Here is an 18,483-nt window from a genome sequence, read left to right on the forward strand (position 1 = left end):
GGTGCCGAAGATCGACATCGAGGCCTACGCGAAGGGGGTGCTCGACGGGAAGCGCGCGTTCATCGCGCGCGCGATCACTCTCGTCGAGTCCACCCTGCCCGCTCACCGGGTGCTGGCGCAGGGGCTGTTGACGGAGCTGCTGCCGCACGCGGGCCGGGCCCGCCGGATCGGCATCAGCGGTGTCCCGGGGGTGGGCAAGTCCACCTTCATCGACGCGTTCGGCACCATGCTGACGGGTCTGGGCCACCGGGTCGCGGTCCTGGCGGTGGACCCGTCGTCCACGCGCACGGGCGGCTCCATCCTGGGTGACAAGACCCGGATGGAGCGGCTGTCGGTGGACCCGGCGGCGTTCGTACGGCCGTCCCCCTCGGCGGGGACGCTGGGCGGGGTCGCCAAGGCCACCCGCGAGTCGATGATCGTGATGGAGGCGGCGGGCTACGACGTGGTCCTCGTCGAGACGGTCGGCGTGGGCCAGTCCGAGACCACGGTGGCGGGCATGGTCGACTCCTTCCTGCTGCTCTCCCTGGCCCGTACGGGCGACCAGTTGCAGGGCATCAAGAAGGGCGTCCTGGAACTGGCCGACGTCCTGGCGGTCAACAAGGCGGACGGGCCGCACGAGCGCGACGCGAAGGCGGCGGCGCGGGAGCTGTCGGGCGCGCTGCGGCTGATGCACCCCGTGGACGCGGCGTGGACCCCGCCGGTCCTGACGTGCAGCGCGCGGGAGTCGGCCGGGCTGGACGAGGTGTGGAACCGGCTCGAACAGCACCGGACGCTGCTGGACGCGGGGGGCCGGCTGGCGGCGAAGCGGGCTGCGCAGCAGGTCGAGTGGACGTGGTCGATGGTCCGGGAGGAGCTGCTGGAGCGGTTGCGGGCGGATCCTGCCGTACGGGACGTCTCCCCGGGCCTGGAGGCCTCGGTCCGGGCGGGCACCGTCACGGCCACGTCTGCGGCGGACCAGATCCTGGCGGCGTTCGGCCGCGGCTGACGGGGCGCGTGGGGCGCCGTTGCGGGGCCTCTGCCTCCGAGCCCCCGCGCCTCGAACGCCGGCGGGGCTGGAACGTGCGCTGCGCGCCCGTGCCCTCACACGCCGTGCGGGCTGGAAACCAGCCTCGCCGGCGTTTGAGGCGCGGGGTCAGACCTCGGCCAGGATCGGGCTCGCCGCGTTGAGGGCGAGGCGCAGGATGCGGGTCTGTTCCACCGGGTTGTCGGTGGCGAGCAGGGCGGAGAGGACCGCGATGCGGGCCTGGCCGGCGCGGAGGGTGCCCGTCGGGACGGCTCCGGCGGCCACCAGGTCCACCGCACCGCCGTGCGTGTAGATCTCGGTGACCGGCCCGGCCATGACCCGCGTGCTCAGCGCGACCAGCACCCCGCGGGCGACGGCGGCCTCGACCGCGGTCACGATCTCCGGGGTGGCGTTGCCCGCGCCGGTGCCGACGAGGACGATGCCGCGCGCGCCCGCCTCGACGGCGGCGTTCAGCAGCAGCGGGTCGCCGTCGGCGTGGTGGACGACGACGTCCACGCGCGGCGGGAGTTCCGGCATCGCCGGGAGGGGGAGCGGGGCCGGGCGCTGCGGGGTGCGCAGGATGGTGACCTTGCCGAAGCCGATCTTCCCGAGCAGTTCCTTCGAGGGGTCCGCGAACGCGTCCAGCTCCACGGCCTGGGTCTTCACCGTGCCCCGCGCGGCGTGGACCCGCCCGGCGAAGGCGATCAGCACGCCGAGGCCGCGGGTGTTCGCGGCGGTGAGCAGCGCGTCGTAGAGGTTGCCCGGGCCGTCCCCGTCGGCGGTGCCCATGGGGCGCTGCGATCCGGTGAACACGACGGAGCGCGGGTCGTGGTGGTGGAGGTCGACGAGGAACGCCGACTCCTCCAGGGTGTCGGTGCCGTGCGTGACGACGATGCCGTCCACGTCGGGGTCGGCGAGCACCTCGTGGACGGTGCGCAGCAGGGTGAGCTGGTGGGCGGTGGTGAGCCGGGGGCTGTTCACGCTGAACAGGTCCACGACCTCGACCGTGACGCCCTCGGGCAGCGGCGCGGTCGCGATGACCTCGCTCCCGTCGGCGTCCGCGGCGAAGCCGGAGCCCTGCCAGCGGCTGGCTATCGTTCCGCCGGTGCTGATGACGACGATCCGTCCCATTGGCCGTGGCCGCCCTTCTCGTATCTCACTCATGGTCACTCGCACATATGTGCTCAAAGCAGCAATGATAGAGCGATCTAGGCGCAATGTGATTGCGTCTTCCCCCGTGCCCGTGACACAGCGTGGGTGATAATTGCGTCATGGATGCGATTGACAGGGAAATCTTGCGCGAGCTCCAGGCCGATGGCCGACTCAGCAACCAGGAGCTCGCCCAGCGCGTGGGGCTGACGCCCTCCCCCTGCATGCGCCGGGTGCGCCAGCTGGAACAGGACGGCGTGATCCAGGGCTACCGCGCGGTCATCTCCCCCGAGGCGGTGGGCCGGGGCTTCGAGGTGCTCGTCTCGATCGAGGTGCGCCGGGACCGCGAGGCGGTCGAGGCCTTCGAGGCCGCCCTCCAGGGCATTCCCGACGTCATCGAGGCCTACCGCCTCTTCGGCAGCCCCGGCTGCCTGCTGCGCATCGCCGTGGCGGACCTGCGCGCGTACGAGCGGCTGTGGATCGAGAAGCTGACGGCCCTCACCGGTATCACCGAGGTCAACTCGCAGATCATCATGAAGCGCATCAAGGAACCGAACGGCCTGCCCGTCGACTCCCGCTGACACCCGTGAACGGCAGGAGGCGCGAACGCCCGTACGCCGACGGCTCCGGGGGCCGTCGGCGTACGGGGGTGGGCGGTCAGCCGGTCATCAGCCGGGGATGTGGACCTCGTGCTCCCGGCGCTGCTGGGCCGGGACGGGGGCGCCGAGCACGTGGTTCAGCTTCTCCCCCTCCACGTCCATGTTCGGCAGCAGGCGGTCGAGCCAGCGGGGCAGCCACCAGGCCGACCTGCCGAGCAGGGCGAACAGGGCGGGCACCAGCGCCATGCGGACGACGAAGGCGTCGAAGAGGACGGCGATGGCGAGGCTGAAGCCGACCATCTTGACGAAGACGTTGTCCTCCAAGATGAAGCCGGAGAAGACGCTGACCATGATGATCGCGGCGGCGCCGACCACCCGTCCGCCGTAGCGGAATCCGGTGACCACGGCCTCCGAGGGCTGCGCCCCGTGGACGTAGGCCTCCCGCATGCGGGTCACGAGGAAGACCTCGTAGTCCATCGCGAGACCGAAGACCACACCGATCATGAAGATCGGCAGGGTGCTCATGATCGGGCCGGGCTGCTCGACTCCGAAGAAGTCACCGAGCCAGCCCCACTGGAAGACGGCCACGACCGCGCCGAGGGCCGCGCTCACGGAGAGCAGGAAGCCGAGCGCCGCCTTGAGCGGGACGAGCAGGGACCGGAAGACGAGCACCAGCAGCAGGAAGGCGAGGCCGACGACCAGGCCCAGGTAGGGCAGCATCGCGTCGTCGAGGGTCTGGGAGAAGTCGATGAACAGGGCGGTCTGACCGGTCACCAGGATCTCGGCGCCGCCGTTGGCGGTCCCGAGGGTGCCGGCGACGCCCCGGATGTGCGCGACCAGTTCCTCGGTCTCGCTCTCGGTGGGACCGGTCTTCGGGATGACCGTGAGGACCGCGGTGTCGCCCTTGTCGTTGGGCGTCGCGGGAGTCACCGTGGCGACGCCCTCGACGGTGCCGAGCTCCTTGCCCACACCCGCGGCGGCGGTCGCCGCGTCCTTGGCCTGGACGGTGACCATCAGCGGTCCGTTGAAGCCGGCCCCGAAGGACTCGGACAGCATGTCGTACGCCTTGCGCTGGGTGGTGTCCGGCGCCATGGTGCCCTCGCCGGGCAGGCCGAGCTGCAGGCTGGCGGCGGGCACCGCGATGACACCGAGGCCCACCACCCCGAAGAGGAGGACGACCAGGGGACGGCGTACGACGAACCGCGCCCAGCGGCTGCCCAGGTTCGACTTCTGCCGGCCGGCCCGCTTGTCGGCCTTGCGCTGCTGACGCTCGGAGAGCGGCTTGCCGTAGTACTTCCTGCGCTCCCTGCGGGGCATGACCTTGATCGGCGCGAAGCCGAGGAGCGCCGGGACGAAGGTGGTGGCGATCAGGACGGCGACGGCGACCGTGCCGGCGGCGGCGAGACCCATCTTGGTGAGCATCGGGATGTTCACCACGCTGAGGCCGGCGAGGGCGACGATGACGGTGAGACCGGCGAAGACGACGGCCGAGCCGGCCGTGCCGACGGCCCGTCCCGCCGCGTCCTGGCGCTCGCGGCCCTCGGCCATCTCGGAGCGGTAGCGGGAGACGATGAAGAGGGCGTAGTCGATGCCGACAGCCAGACCGATCATCAGCGCCAGGGTGGACGTGGTGCTGGAGAGACCGAAGGTGGTGCCGAGGGCGGTGATGGCCGCGCCGCCGATGGCAACGCCGAAGATGGCCGTCAGCAGGGGCATGCCCGCCGCGATCATCGAGCCGAAGGTGAGGACCAGGACGATCGCCGAGACCAGGATGCCGATGCCTTCCGCACCACCGCCCGGGGCTCCGTCCACCTTGACGGCGTCACCGCCGGCCTCGACGGTCAGGCCGGTGGCCCGGCCCTCGTCGAGCGCCTTGTCCAGGCCGTCGTGCGCCTCGTCGGTCACCTTGAGGGCCGTGACGCTGTACGTGGCCACGGCGTAGGCGGTGGTGCCGTCCTGGCTGACGGTGTTGGTCTTGAAGGGGTCGGAGGCCGAGACGACGTCGGGCGCCTTGGCGAGCGCGCCGACCAGGCTCTCGACCTTGGCCTTGTGGGCCGGATCGGTGAGCTTCTCGCCGGCGGGGGCACGGACCACCACGCGGGCGGTCGCGCCGTCCACGCTCATGGCCGGGAACTTCTCCTTCAGCAGGTCGAAGGCCTTCTGCGACTCCGTACCCGGCATCGAGAACGTGTCGGTGGGCGGCGGCGGAGCGACGGAGGCCGCGAAACCGGCCCCGACGACGACGGCGAGCCACAGCAGTGTCACCAGGCCTCGTCGCCTGAAGGCGAATCGGCCCACTTTGTAAAGGAAGGTGGCCATAGCGAAAAGAACTCCTGTTTGAATCGGTACCGCGAGCGGCGGCGGGTGTTTCCGGTGGGGGCGGACGGCCTGTCGGTACGGCCGCCGGAGCCCTGCTCAGCGACCCGGGACGGACCGACCGAGCGGAGCAGACGAAGAAGGCGAGGTGGCGAGGTCTGGCGAGGTGGTGAGAGGCGGGGCCTCAGCGGCACGCTTCCCACGCCGTCGAGGCGATGACGCCATCATGGCACACACATGGCGCCACTGTCGCGCCACATCTGAGCCAGGACGGCATGCCGGCCGAAAGAAGTCGTTCGTTCGAGCCGATCGCGCGTCTTACGGTGCGGCCTCGCGCACCGCGCCCACCTGGGCCCCGACCGCCGGAGTCGACCTCACATCCCGCTGGGGACAGGGCCCTTCGAGCCCTCGGGTTCCGGCCGAGGCCCATCAGGCCCTCCCGCCGACAGCGGCGGCATCGACCCGGCCCACCTGGCGCCACCGTGGCGCCACAGAACGGCTCACAGCGACGCCTCCGCCTCGTCCAGGTCCGGCACGATCACCGTGCCGACCCCTTCGTCCGCGAACATCTCCAGCAGCACCGCATGCGGGACCCGCCCGTCGATCACCCGCGCCATCTCGACGCCGCCCCGCACCGCGTGCAGGCAGCCGGTCATCTTGGGGACCATGCCGTCGGCGAGTTCCGGCAGCAGCTTCTCCAGTTCGCGGGCGGTGAGCCGGTCGATGACCTCGTCGCTGAGCGGCCAGCCCGCGTACAGGCCCTCGACGTCGGTGAGCATGATCAGTTCCTGCGCGCCCAGCGCGGTCGCGAGCGCCGCGGCCACGGTGTCGGCGTTGACGTTGTAGACGTGGCCGTCCTCCGCGCTGCGCGCGACGGGCGAGACCACCGGAATGCGACCGTCCGCCAGCAGCGCCTCGATGGCTCCGGTGTCCACGCGGCAGATGTCGCCGACCCTGCCGATGTCCACCGGTTCCCCGTCGATCCACGGCACGTGGCGGGTCGCGGTGAGCGTGTCCGCGTCTTCACCGGTGATCCCGACCGCGAGCGGACCGTACGCGTTGATCAGCCCGACCAGCTCGCGCTGCACCTGTCCCGCGAGCACCATCCGGACCACGTTCATGGCGGGCGTGGAGGTGACCCTGAGCCCCGCCTTGAACTCGCTGGCCAGGCCGCGCCGTTCGAGCTCGGCGCCGATCTGCGGACCGCCTCCGTGGACGACCACGGGCTTCAGTCCGGCGTAGCGCAGGAAGACCACGTCGCGGGCGAAGGCGGCGGTCAGCGCCTCGTCGACCATGGCGTGCCCGCCCAGCTTGATGACGACGGTCCGGTCCTGACGGCTGGTCAGCCAGGGCAGCGCATCGCCCACGGACTGCGCCTTGGCCAGGGCGGGATGCAGACGGGTCGTCATGAGAACCTCGCGCGCGGGGTGAAGAGAACGCCGGCCGCGTTGGTGACGCTCATCGGCACAACTCCTTCTGTGGAGGACGCAGAGCTCCCGGACCACACGAATTCCCGCGGGCCGGGGCCGCGGTCACCGGTCCAGCATCGCGCGGTGGAATGGCCCACCGGAAGCCCATTCCGCGGAACTCGGTGCAGAACGGCGAAGATTCAGGGCAATGTGTTACCGCTGTCCCGTCAACAGGACAGCGGGGGAAGAACATCGACGACCGGTGGAGCGCTTCATGGGCACACCGGTCTCCACGGGGCGCCCGAAAGGTGCCATGATCGGGCATGGCGGTCTCGCCAACTCCATCCCCACTAACGGATGACGGTCCGTTTCCCGGCCGGGAAACGAGCCGTGAACGGCTTGAATTGGAGTGCATTCATGAGCAGCAACCCGTTCGACGACGCCGAGGGCCGGTTCTACGTCTTGGCCAACGACGAGGAGCAGCACTCGCTGTGGCCTTCGTTCGCCGAGATCCCGGCCGGCTGGCGCATCGTATTCGGCGAGGAAAGCCGCCAGCAGTGCCTGGAGCACGTCGAGGCGAACTGGACCGACCTCCGTCCGAAGAGCCTGCGCGACGCGATGGCCTCCGACCCGGTTTCCGCCGGCGCCGCGTGAGGTGAATGCGGCATTCCACGGAATGGCCGAAGACGTACGAAGGGTGGGCCCCGGTGCTGCACGAACAGCACCGGGGCCCACCCTTCGGCGTGGCGGGGAGGAACGCGGGGTCAGGCCCGGCCGGCCGCGCCCGCGACCTCGACGGCACGGACCCCGGCCTGCTCCTGCTCGGCCCGCCGCAGCACGATGGAGTCGGCGATCTCGCCGCTGCGCACCGCGATGTTCGACAGCAGGGACGAGGACAGCCCGTGGGTGTGCTCGGTGCCGCCCTGGAGGTAGATCCCGCAGGACGGTCCGGTCGCGGTGACGAGCCGGTAGTCGCGCTCCACCCGGTGGCGTCCGTTCACGTCCCGCAGGAAGTGGCGGTCGAAGTCGCCGAGCAGGCGGGCCGGGTCCATGCCCTCGTAGCCGGTGGCGAAGACGAGTGCGTCGACGTGCAGCTCCTGGGGCTCGCTGTCGAGCAGTGAGTTCAGGGTGATCCGCGTGTCGCTGCCGGCCCGGGTGACCTCCGCAACCCGGGTGAGGTTGAGGAAGTGCAACCGCTTCCTGCCGCGCACCTCCTCCTCGTACGAGCGCTGGTGCAGGTCGCGGATCACCTCGTCGTCGACCACCGAGTAGTTCGTGTTCCGGTGGTAGTGCCAGAAGGCCTCCCGCGCCTGGTCGGTGCCGAAGTAGTACTCGTCGACCGCGGCGGGGTCGAACACCTGGTTGGCGAAGGGCGTGTCGTCCGCGACGGAGTACCCGTAGGACGGGATGACCGCCGAGACGCGCGCGTGCGGCAGCTTGTCGTACAGGAACCTGGTGATCTCGGCCGCGCTCTGGCCGGCGCCGACCACCGCCACGCTCCTCAGCCCCTCGGGGTCGAGGCCGTGGAACCGCTCCAGGAACTCGGAGCTGTGCCACACCCGCTCGTCGCGCGCGACCCCGGCCGGCATGCGCGGCACGAGGCCCGTCGAGATGGTCACGTTGCGCGCGCGGACGTGGCGGAGACCGCCGGCCGCGTCGCGGACCTCGAGCCGCAGGTGCTCGGGGGTCCCGGAGCCGCTGTCCTGCGCGGGCCGGATCGCGGTGACCTCGGACCCGTAGGAGACGCGGTCGGAAAGTCCCGACGCGGCCCATTCCAGGTACTGGTGGAATTCCTGCCGGGTCGGGAAGAAGTCCTGGTTGTTCACGAACTGGACCAGCCGGCCCGCGGCGTGCAGATACGACACGAAGCTGAACCGGGACACCGGATTGCGGAAGGTGGCCAGGTCCTTCAGGAACGAGATCTGCATCGTCGTCGACGGCAACAGCATGTTGCGGTGCCAGCCGAAGGCGGCCTGCCGCTCGAAGAACGCGGCCTTGACCGGGTGCTCCGGAACATTGGCCCGGTGCTCTTCCAGAGCGATCGCGAGCGACAGGTTCGACGGGCCGAAGCCGATGCCGACCACGTCGTATATCTCGTGGTTATGCGTACCCGTTGTACCCATAGACAATTCTCCCGCTAGCGTCTTTGGAATCTCGACCGGTGATCCGGGAGACCTCTGTTCAGTATTGCGCCGGAGAACGGCCCGGCGCCAACCTGAAGACGTCAAGAAGACGATCCCGGCGGCCCCGGTGCGGGCCGGATACCGAATGCCACTGTCCGGCCGACGGGACAGCGGTATGGTCGGTCCGGATTTCCATGTCCTCGCGCATCGCGCCGACCGAAAGGCTGAATTCCGGATGTTCGTCCCGAGTAACTATCGCGAACCGGACGGTTCGTGGATGACCGATCTGATACGAGACAATCCACTGGCCATGGCGGTGACCAACGGGACGCCTGAAGACGGCCCCTTCGCCACGCACCTGCCGGTCATCGCGGACCCGCAGGCGAATGAGGAATGGTCGGACGACCTGTCCGGCGGCATTCTGCTCGGCCATATGAACAGGGCCAATCCGCACTGGGCGGCGCTGGAATCCGGAAGCCTCGTCCTGTTGACCTTCACCGGCCCGCACTCCTACGTCTCGCCCACGGTGTACGAGAAGTCGCCGGCCGCCCCGACGTGGAATTTCACCTCGGTGCACGTGCGCGGTGTGGTGGAGAAGATCGACTCGATCGAGGAGACGATGGGGGTCGTGCAGTCGACCGTGCGCGCCTTCGAGGAGTCGAAGTTCGGCACCGGCTGGGACATGTCCGACTCCCTCGGCTACTTCCGGCAGATCGTGCCCGCCGTCGGCGCCTTCCGGGTCGTCGTCTCGGGGGCCGAGGGCATGTTCAAGCTCAGCCAGGAACAGCCCTCCGAGGTCCGCGGCCGCGTACTGGACTCGTTCACGCACAGCCCGTGCACCCGGCAGCGCGACACCGCCGACCTGATGCGCCAGTTGCCCTGACCGGCCAGGCCGGCCCCAGCCTTCAGGGCCCACACTCCCGAGGGAGTGCGGGCCCTGGGACGCGCACCGCCGAAGCGGTCAGGCGGTGATGGCCGGCCGGCCGGAGGGCGCCGGTCCGCCGGGTTCCGCCGCCCCTTCGCGCTCCGCGGGCCCATGGTCGTCCTCCAGCCTGTCGAGTTCCTCCAGGGCTTCCAGGGCGTCCAGGGCCTCCTTGGCCGCGCTGTCCAGGGTGACCAGCACCCAGCGCTCGAAGTCGACGCCCGCCTGCTCCGCGGCCTTGTGCCACCACTGGAGCCGACTGCCGGGCACCTCGAGCCGCCGCGTCGGCTCGGCGGGCGTCCTGACCTGGGCCTCGTCCTCGCGCGCGGCGCGGATGGCGCTGCGCAGCTGCTTGGTGGTCCACTTCCGCTGCTCGGCCCGGTCCAGCCAGGCCTCCTGCTCGTCGTGCGGCAGGGAGGCCAGCTCGGCGTGGTGCTGGAAGCTGAGGGCGCCGCGCCGCCGGCTGAAGTCGAACCGGCGGGAGACCCAGGCGTAGTTGCGCAGGGTCTGGTACTGCAGCCCGGCCGCCCGGATGCCGCGCTGGTAGCGGTCGGTGTAGTGGTCCTTGCCGTACACGAGCCAGTCCCCCAGCCACCACGAGGAGGAATCGACGATTCCGGACAGCTGGCGGCCGGCCTTCTCCCAGTCGTCGAAGGACATCCCCGCCGGCATCTGCAGGCCCACCTTCGTGGTCAGCACCTGACCACCGCGCGGATCCTCACCCATGGCCCGCCGCTGCCTCGGCGCCAGGTCGGGGCTCGTACGGATCTGGTCGGGGCTCGTACGGATCTGCCCGATTCTCGATCCCTCGATGTCGCTGGCCTGAATCGCCATCATGCCTCCATGTGAAGGGTCCACAGAACAGGTGTGGAGGCTCCCAGCCCGTGCTAAAGGCAGGCCAAAGCGGCCGGAGGCCGAGCCGTCCCGCCGACCCCTCCCGCCGGCGCGGACCCCGAGGGACGTCCCGTCGACAGGACAGCGTCACGGAGCTCGTCGAACAATTGAACAGCCGTCGGCCGTTGTCGGCGACTTTCTGTTCTCCGCCTCCCCGGCGGAGGGTATGTTCATTCTCGGCCAGAGTTTCTCCGCTGCGGCACGTCGGAATTCCCGTCGCCGCCGGCCCGGCTTGTTCGCGAGGCATCACGCGAGGCATCAGAGGTAAAAGCGGGCGGTCTTTTCTCCTTCTTTCCACGCGCCCGCACCGCGCCTCCCCCATTCAGCTCGTCCAGTCAATTCAGCAGGAGCAGGAGGATCGGAAATGACGCAGCGCGGGGCCGGGCACCGGCTTCCGATCACCTGACAGCCGAACACAACGGGGAGGACACGCATGAAGCACCGCAGCGCCGGCCCGCTGGGCCCGCTTCCGGAGTTCCTTGGGCAGTACGTGGCCGGGGAGGGGCAGGTCCCGGACGGCATCGACGTCGTCCCGTTCTTCACGCCCGCCGGGGACAAGATGTGGCTGGTGTGCGACTACGCGCTGGCCCGCAAGGTCCTGACGGACAAGCGGTTCAGCCGGGCGGAGGCCGTCGCGCCGCACGCCCCGAAGCTCAACGACGCCCAGCCCGTGCCGAATTCGATGATGAGCATGGACGGAGCCGACCACTCCAGGCTGCGGCGCGTGGTCACCCGGGCGTTCACCACCGGCCGGACCAGCGCGATGGCCCCGGCCGTCGAGGAGCTCGCCGACCGCCACCTCGACGCCATGGCCGCGTCGGGTCCGGGGACCGACCTGATCGAGGCGCTCGCGGCGCCCCTGCCGCTGGCCGTCCTGTGCTCGCTGCTGGGCGTTCCGCCCGAGGACAGCACCCGGTTCCGCGACTGGGTCGAGGTGCTCTTCGACATCTCCGCCAGCACCCCGCAGGAGAAGGCCCGCCGCCGACTCGAACTCATCGACTACATGGCGGACTTGATCGACCGCAAGCGGCGCCGCCCGGAGGACGACCTGCTCACCTCCATGATCGGTGCGCACGAGCAGGGCGACCTGTCCATGGGCGAACTCCTCACCATGGGGCTGACCCTCCTGATGGCCGGCTACGAGACCGTCGTCGGGCAGCTCGGCACCTCGGCGCACGCCCTGCTCAGCGATCCCGGCGCGTACGGGGAGCTGTGCGAGCAGCCCGAGCGGCTGGCCCCCACGGTCGAGGAACTGCTGCGGCTGACGCCTTCCACCCCCATCAGCTTCCCGCGCGTCGCGGTGGAGCCGGTGCCGCTCGGCAGCGTCACGGTCCAGGCCGGGGAGGGCGTCATCATCTCCCTCCTGCACGGCAACCGTGACGGCAAGACGTTCGCGGAGCCCGAACTGATGGATCCGCAGGGGCACGACGCCGCGCACCTGACGTTCGGTCACGGGGTGCACCGCTGTCTCGGCGCGCCGCTGGCCCGGCTCCAGTTGCAGATCGTCCTGGAGCGCCTGGTGCGGAGGTTCCCCACCCTCCGCCTGGCTCCCGGCCCCGACGCCGTGGTCTGGAAGGACGGCCTCGGCACGCGCGGGCTGTCCCGGCTGCGGGTGGAGTGGTAGCCGCTCCGCGCAGGCCGGTCGTACAGGCGGGTCGCCCCCCGGGTGTTCCGGGCGTCCCCCCTCAAGTGCTGCTCCCTGGAACACCTTTGGACTTGGAGTGAGGATCCGCATGTCTGTCGAGACCACCCGCCGCGATGCCGAGCCCGTCGGGGACGCCGGGAATGCCGGGGAGCCCGTTGCCGTCATCGGGCTGACCTGTCGCCCCACGGGCGCGCACTCCGGCGACTGCGAGGCCTTCGACGCGGACGTCTTCGGCGTCGCGCCGGACGCGGCCGCGTCGACGGACCCGGGGCAGCGGCTCCTGCTGGAACTGGGCTGGGAGGCCCTGGAGGAGGCCGGGATCGTGCCCGGGTCGCTGCGCGGCACCCGCACGGGCGTCTTCCTCGGCGCGCCCGGCCCCGACCGGGCCGCGGATCCGGGCGCGGATCCGGGCGTGGACGGAGCCCCCTACGCGGACGGCGCCGAGGGCGTCCGTACCGTACTGGGTCTGAGCGGACCGGGCCGGACCGTGACCGGCGGCGCCGCCTCCACCCTGGCGGCGGTGCACCTGGCGTGCGAGAGCCTGCGCGCCGGCGAGTGCGGGATCGCGCTCGCGGGCGGTCTCGACGCCGGACCCGCGGGCGGGGCCGTTGTCGTACTCAAGCCCCTGGCGCGGGCCCTGGCCGACGGCGACCGCGTGCGCGGGGTCCTGCACGGCACCGGGCCGGCCGCCGGGCCCGCCGCGGGCGGGCCCACGGACAGCGCCGGTACCACCGGGCTCGTCGAGGCCCTGCGCTCCCCCGCCTCCCCCACGGCCACCGGGCAGCCGGTGGCCGTCTCCGCCGTCGACGCCGACGGCACGGCCTGGTCGGTGGAGGTCGCCGGGGCGCCCCGTACCGAGCGGGAACCGTCCACCGCGCCGGCCGCCTTCCGGGGCGGCGCACTGCCGTGGGTCCTCTCCGGAGCCGACGCCGCCGCCGAACGCGCGCAGGCCGGACGGCTCCTGGCCCACCTCACGGCGAGCACCACGGGCGTCGGGGGCGCAGCGGGCACCGCGGCCACCGCACGCCCCGGCCTCGCCGACATCGGCCGCTCCCTGGCGGTGTCGCGCACCGCGTTCGCCCACCGCTCGGTCCTGCTCGCCGGCACCGAGGCGGAGTTCGCCGGGGAACTGGCGGCGCTCGCCGAGGGCCGCCGCGGCTCCGGCCGGGTGAGCGGCACGGCCGCGGCGCGCGAGCGGGCCGTCTTCGTCTTCCCCGGCCACGGTTCGCAGTGGCCCGGCATGACCGCCGACCTGCTCGACACCTCGGACGTCTTCCTGGCCGTCATCCGGGCCACCGCCGAGGCGCTCACCCCGTACGTCGACTGGTCGCTGGAGGACGTCCTGCGCGAGGTGCCCGGCGCGCCCGCGCTGGACCGTATCGACGTCATCCAGCCCGCCCTGTTCGCGACCGCGCTCGGCCTCGCCGCCCTGTGGCGCTCCTTCGGCATCGAGCCCGCCGCGGTCGTCGGGCACAGCATCGGCGAGCTCGCCGCGGCCGTCGTCGCGGGCGGGCTGACCCTGGAGGACGGCGCCCGCGCCGCTGCGCTGTGGGGCAAGGCGCAGGCCCGGCTCGCGGGCCGGGGCTCCATGCTCTCGGTGCTGCTGCCCCTGGACGAGGTGCGGGCGAGACTGGAGCCGTGGGGCGGGAAGCTGGCCGTCGCGGGCATCAACGGGCCGCGGTCCATCGCCGTCGCCGGTGACATCGACGCCATCGAGCGCCTCCAGGAGGAGTTCACCGCGGAGGGGGTGCGGGCCCGGCGGGTCGCCATCGACTACGCGCCGCACTGCGCGCACATGGACGAGATCCACGAGGAGCTGCTCACCGTCCTGGCCCCCCTGCGACCCCGGAAGGGGAACATCCCCTTCTATTCCGCGCTGACCGGCGCCCTGCTGGACACCCGCTCGCTGGACGCCTCGTACTGGTTCCGCAGCCTGCGCGAGCCCGTGCTGTTCGAGGACTCGATCCGCCGCGTCACCGACCACGACCTCTTCGTCGAGATCAGCCCCCACCCGGTGATGACCCTGCCCGTCGAGCAGATCCTGGAGACCACCGACTCCACGGCGCTCGTCGTCGGTTCGCTGCGCCGCGGCGCGGACGGGCCGCACCGCTTCCTGTCCTCCGTGGCGCAGGCCTACGCGCACGGCGCCCCCGTGGACTGGAGCCCCGTCTTCCCGGCGGACGCCGCGATCGTCTCCCTGCCCACGTACCCCTTCCGGCAGAGCGTCCCGGATGCGCCGGCCGCCGACCCCTTCGGAACCGGCGGGGACCCCGAGCGGACGACCAGGTTCCTGATGGATCTGGTGCTCTCCGAGGTAGCCCTCGTCCTCGGCCGCGGCAAGGGCGCGGACATCGACCCCACCCGTTCCTTCCAGGAACTCGGCTTCGACTCGGCGACCGCCGTGGAACTGCGCAACCGGCTCGCCGCCGCCACCGGGCTGAAGCTGGCGACCACCCTCCTCTTCGACCGGCCCACGCCCGAGAAGCTGGTCGCGCGGCTCGCCGAGCTCTCGGGCGTCGTCACCGCGCACGAGCCCGTGACCCGCGCGGTCGCGCGCCGGGTTACCGGCTCCGACGAGCCCATCGCCATCGTCTCCATGGCCTGCCGCTTCCCGGGCGGCGTGGCCTCCCCGGAGGACCTGTGGCGGCTCCTGGTGGAGGAGCGGGACGCCGTCACCGAGTTCCCCGGCAACCGCGGCTGGGCGCTGGAGACCCTCTTCGACGGCGACCCCGACCGCGCGGGCCGCTCGTACACCCGGCAGGGCGGGTTCCTGCACGACGTCGACCAGTTCGACGCCGAGTTCTTCGGGATCAGCCCGCGCGAGGCCACCGCCATGGACCCGCAGCAGCGCATGGTGCTGGAGACCGTGTGGGAGGCCGTGGAGCGGGCCGGGATCGATCCCGCCGCACTGCGCGGCAGCGGCACCGGTGTGTACGTCGGCGCCATGGCGCAGGACTACGGCCCGCGCCTGCACGAGGCGGGCGAGGGCGTCGGCGGGTACCTGCTGACCGGCACCTACACGAGCGTGGTCTCCGGACGTGCCTCCTACACCCTGGGCCTGGAGGGTCCCGCCGTCACCGTCGACACCGCGTGCTCGGCCTCGCTGGTGGCCCTGCACATGGCGGCGCAGGCGCTGCGGGCCGGCGAGTGCGAACTGGCCCTCGCCGGTGGTGTGACGGTGATGGCGACCCCCGGCATGTTCGTGGAGTTCAGCCGCCAGCGCGGCCTGTCCGTCGACGGGCGCTGCAAGTCCTTCGCGGAGGCGGCGGACGGCACCGGCTGGGGCGAGGGCGTCGGCATGCTGCTCCTGGAGCGGCTCTCCGACGCCCGCCGCAACGGCCACGAGGTCCTCGCGGTCATCCGCGGATCGGCCGTCAACCAGGACGGCGCGAGCAACGGGCTCAGCGCCCCCAACGGCCCCTCCCAGGAACGTGTGATCCGCGAGGCCCTCGCCGCCTCCGGGCTGTCCGCCGCCGACGTCGACGCCGTCGAGGCGCACGGTACGGGCACCCGGCTCGGCGACCCCATCGAGGCGCAGGCCCTGCTCGCCACCTACGGTCAGGGCCGCGCGGCCGACCGCCCGCTGTTCCTCGGCTCCCTCAAGTCGAACATCGGGCACACCCAGGCCGCCGCGGGCGCGGGCGGCGTCATCAAGATGGTCATGGCGATCCGCAACGGCCTGCTGCCGCGCACCCTCCACGTCGACGCCCCGACCTCGCACGTGGACTGGACCGGCGGCGGGGTCTCGCTGCTCACCGAGGCCACCCCGTGGCCGCAGACCGACCGGCCGCGCCGGGCCGGTGTCTCCTCCTTCGGTGTCAGCGGCACCAACGCCCACCTCGTCCTGGAGCAGGCCGCCGAGCCCGCGCCCGCCGTGGCCGGGCCGGCCACGCCCGGGCCGGCCACGGCGCAGGCGCCCGCGCCCGTCCCCTTCCTCCTGTCCGCCAAGGGCGACCAGGCGCTGCGGGCCCAGGCGGGCAAGCTGCTCGACCACCTCCGGGACCACCCGGGGGACCGCCTCGTGGACATCGGCTGCTCCCTCGCCGTCGGCCGCGCCCACTTCGACCGGCGGGCCACCGTCGTCGCCGAGGACCTCGCGGGCCTGGAGCAGGGCCTGCGGGCCCTGGCCGACGGCGCCACGGACCGCGGCCTGGTCACCGGGCAGAGCCGGCCCGCGGCCCGTCCCGTGTTCGTCTTCCCCGGTCAGGGCGCGCAGTGGGTGGGCATGGCGGCCGGTCTGCTGGAGTCCTCCCCGGTGTTCGCCCGCCGGATGGCCGAGTGCGCGGCGGCCCTGGAGCCGCTCGTGGACTGGTCGCTCCTCGACGTCGTACGCGGCGTCGAGGGCGCTCCGGGCTTCGAGCGGGTGGACGTCGTCCAGCCCGTGCTGTGGTCCGTGATGGTGTCCCTGGCCGAGGTCTGGCGCTCGGTGGGCGTCGAACCGGCCGCGGTCGTCGGCCACTCGCAGGGCGAGATCGCCGCGGCCTGTGTGGCGGGCGTGCTCAGCGTCGAGGACGCGGCCCGGGTGGTGGCGCTGCGCAGCCGCGCGCTGACCGTGCTGTCGGGCCGGGGCGGCATGATGTCCGTGGCCCAGCCCGCCGCATGGGTGCGGGAGCGGATCGGCGCCTGGGAGGGCCGGATCTCGGTCGCCGCGGTCAACGGCCCCTCGCAGACCGTGGTCTCCGGCGATCCGCAGGCCCTCGCCGAGTTCCTCGCCCAGGCCAAGGAGGAGGGGGCGCGGGCCCGTCTCGTCGACGTGGACTACGCCTCCCACTCGGCCCATGTCGAGGAGCTCGAAGGCGAGTTGGCGCGGATCCTCGACGGAATCGAGGCGCACCCCGGCCGGGTCCCGGTCTACTCCTCGCTGACCGGCGCACTGCTGGACGACACCGGCCTGATGGGCGCCGGGTACTGGTACCAGAACCTGCGCGAGACGGTGCAGTTCGAGCAGGCGGTCGGCGAGCTGCTCGCCGCCGGCCACCACACCTTCATCGAGGTCAGCCCGCACCCGGTGCTCACCATCGGCGTCCAGGCGGCTCTCGACGAGGCCGGCGCGCGGGGCATCGCCCTGGGCACCCTGCGCCGTGACGAGGACGAGGCCGCGCGGCTGCTGCTCGCGCTCGGCGAGGCCCACTGCCACGGGGTCCGCGTCGACTGGTCGGCCGTGTTCGACGCCACGGACGCCCGGCGGGTGCAGGTGCCGACGTACGCCTTCCAGCGGAGCCGGTTCTGGCTCGACACCCCGGTCACGGCGGAGGACCCGGCGGGTCTCGGCCTCGCCTCCGCCGAGCACCCGTTGCTGGGCGCGATGACCAGCCTCGCCGACCGCGAGGGCGTGTTGTTCACGGGCCGCGTCTCCCGCCGCACGCACCCGTGGGTCGTCGACCACGCGGTCGTCGGTACGGTCCTGCTGCCCGGCACCGCCCTCGTCGACATGGCCGTCTCCGCGGGCGACCGCTTCGGCTACGACCAGCTCCGGGAGCTCGTCCTGGAGGCACCGCTGCTCGTCCCCGAGGAAGGCGGCATCCACCTCCAGGTCGCCCTCGGGCCCGCCGAGGAGTCGGGCACCCGCTCCGTCACCGTCCACTCGCGCCCCGAGGGCGCGGCGGAGGAGGAGTGGACCCGGCACGCGTCGGGTCTGCTGGCCAGCGGCGACCACCCGGCGCCCGCCGCCGTGCGGACGTGGCCGCCGGAGGGCGCGCGGTCCGTCACCCGTGAGGACACCTACGACCGGCTCGCGGACCGCGGGTACGAGTACGGGCCGGTCTTCCAGGGCCTCGGCCGGGTGTGGCAGTCGGGCGGGGAACGGTTCGCGGAGGTCTCCCTCCCCGAGGAGCAGCACGCCGACGCCACCGCCTTCGCCATCCACCCGGCGCTCCTTGACGCGGCCCTGCACGCCGTGCTGCTCGGTGACGGCACCGAGCTGACCATCCCGTTCTCCTTCAACGGGGTCACCCTGCACGCGACGGGGGCGACCGCGCTGCGGGTGCACGTGATTCCCACCGGCGCCGACAGCGCCTCGCTGACGGCCACCGACCCTGACGGACAGCCCGTCATCACGGTCGACTCCCTCACCCTGCGCCCGGCGGGCGACCTCCGGGCGGCCACGAGCGCGGGCCGGCACTCCGGGCTGCACCGGCTGGGCTGGAAGCCCCTGCCGCAGGCGCCCGCGGAGACCGCGGCCGGGCTGTGGGCCGTGCTGGGCTCGGACCCGCACGGTCTGGCCGCGGCCGTCTCCGGCGACACGTACGCGGACGTCGCCGAACTGCGGACCGCCCTGGGGGACGGCGCCCAACTGCCTTCGTTCATCGCCCTGTCAGAGGCACACACCGAGGTGCATGCGGCGGTTCAGGGGACCCTGGCCACCCTCCAGGAACTCCTCACCGACACCACCCTCGACTCCACCCGCATCCTCCTCCTCACCCA

Annotated in this window: 11 protein-coding genes; 6 read left to right on the plus strand and 5 right to left on the minus strand. The window is 72.3% G+C overall.

Features of this window, described 5'->3' with window-relative positions; translation table 11 throughout:
- Nucleotide 1: 1 nt before the first annotated feature.
- Nucleotides 2-985, plus strand: coding sequence for a methylmalonyl Co-A mutase-associated GTPase MeaB (gene meaB / locus ACFYP3_RS18660; RefSeq protein ID WP_362856612.1), 984 nt, complete (start codon nt 2-4; stop codon nt 983-985).
- Between the two features lie 147 nt (nt 986-1,132).
- Here meaB and ACFYP3_RS18665 read toward each other — a convergent pair whose 3' ends face one another.
- Nucleotides 1,133-2,134, minus strand: coding sequence for an asparaginase (locus ACFYP3_RS18665; RefSeq protein WP_388833366.1), 1,002 nt, complete (start codon nt 2,132-2,134; stop codon nt 1,133-1,135).
- A 140-nt stretch (nt 2,135-2,274) separates the two neighbouring features.
- Between ACFYP3_RS18665 and ACFYP3_RS18670 the strand changes: the two genes are divergently transcribed.
- On the plus strand, nt 2,275-2,733 hold the full coding sequence (locus tag ACFYP3_RS18670) for an Lrp/AsnC family transcriptional regulator (protein WP_388833369.1): 459 nt from the start codon (nt 2,275-2,277) through the stop codon (nt 2,731-2,733).
- 87 nt (nt 2,734-2,820) lie between these two features.
- Here ACFYP3_RS18670 and ACFYP3_RS18675 read toward each other — a convergent pair whose 3' ends face one another.
- On the minus strand, nt 2,821-5,070 hold the full coding sequence (locus tag ACFYP3_RS18675) for an MMPL family transporter (protein WP_388833371.1): 2,250 nt from the start codon (nt 5,068-5,070) through the stop codon (nt 2,821-2,823).
- Nucleotides 5,071-5,567: 497 nt separating this feature from the next.
- The gene (argB, locus tag ACFYP3_RS18680; RefSeq protein WP_388833374.1) at nt 5,568-6,476 is read right to left on the minus strand and encodes an acetylglutamate kinase; all 909 of its coding nucleotides are present in this window, start codon (nt 6,474-6,476) and stop codon (nt 5,568-5,570) included.
- 417 nt (nt 6,477-6,893) lie between these two features.
- Between argB and ACFYP3_RS18685 the strand changes: the two genes are divergently transcribed.
- Entirely contained in the window at nt 6,894-7,130 is a 237-nt protein-coding gene (locus ACFYP3_RS18685) for an MbtH family protein (protein WP_388833375.1), read from the plus strand.
- Between the two features lie 110 nt (nt 7,131-7,240).
- Here the strand turns inward: ACFYP3_RS18685 and ACFYP3_RS18690 are convergent, their stop codons facing one another.
- Nucleotides 7,241-8,599, minus strand: a complete 1,359-nt coding sequence (locus ACFYP3_RS18690; RefSeq protein WP_388833378.1) for a lysine N(6)-hydroxylase/L-ornithine N(5)-oxygenase family protein — start codon at nt 8,597-8,599, stop codon at nt 7,241-7,243.
- Between the two features lie 235 nt (nt 8,600-8,834).
- Here ACFYP3_RS18690 and ACFYP3_RS18695 point away from each other — a divergent pair, with 235 nt between their 5' ends.
- Nucleotides 8,835-9,482: an FMN-binding negative transcriptional regulator gene (locus ACFYP3_RS18695; protein WP_388833381.1), complete on the plus strand. Its 648-nt coding sequence runs from the start codon at nt 8,835-8,837 to the stop codon at nt 9,480-9,482.
- A 78-nt stretch (nt 9,483-9,560) separates the two neighbouring features.
- Here ACFYP3_RS18695 and ACFYP3_RS18700 read toward each other — a convergent pair whose 3' ends face one another.
- Complete coding sequence (locus tag ACFYP3_RS18700; RefSeq protein ID WP_388833384.1) at nt 9,561-10,358, minus strand: LmbU family transcriptional regulator; 798 nt, start codon at nt 10,356-10,358, stop codon at nt 9,561-9,563.
- A 490-nt stretch (nt 10,359-10,848) separates the two neighbouring features.
- Here ACFYP3_RS18700 and ACFYP3_RS18705 point away from each other — a divergent pair, with 490 nt between their 5' ends.
- Nucleotides 10,849-12,039: a cytochrome P450 gene (locus ACFYP3_RS18705; protein ID WP_388833386.1), complete on the plus strand. Its 1,191-nt coding sequence runs from the start codon at nt 10,849-10,851 to the stop codon at nt 12,037-12,039.
- A 109-nt stretch (nt 12,040-12,148) separates the two neighbouring features.
- The coding region (locus ACFYP3_RS18710) for an acyltransferase domain-containing protein (protein ID WP_388833388.1) at nt 12,149-18,483 on the plus strand (6,335 nt) is incomplete at its 3' end.

Origin of the sequence: Streptomyces sp. NPDC005533, from assembly GCF_042871845.1 — a bacterium.
Lineage (GTDB): Bacteria > Actinomycetota > Actinomycetes > Streptomycetales > Streptomycetaceae > Streptomyces.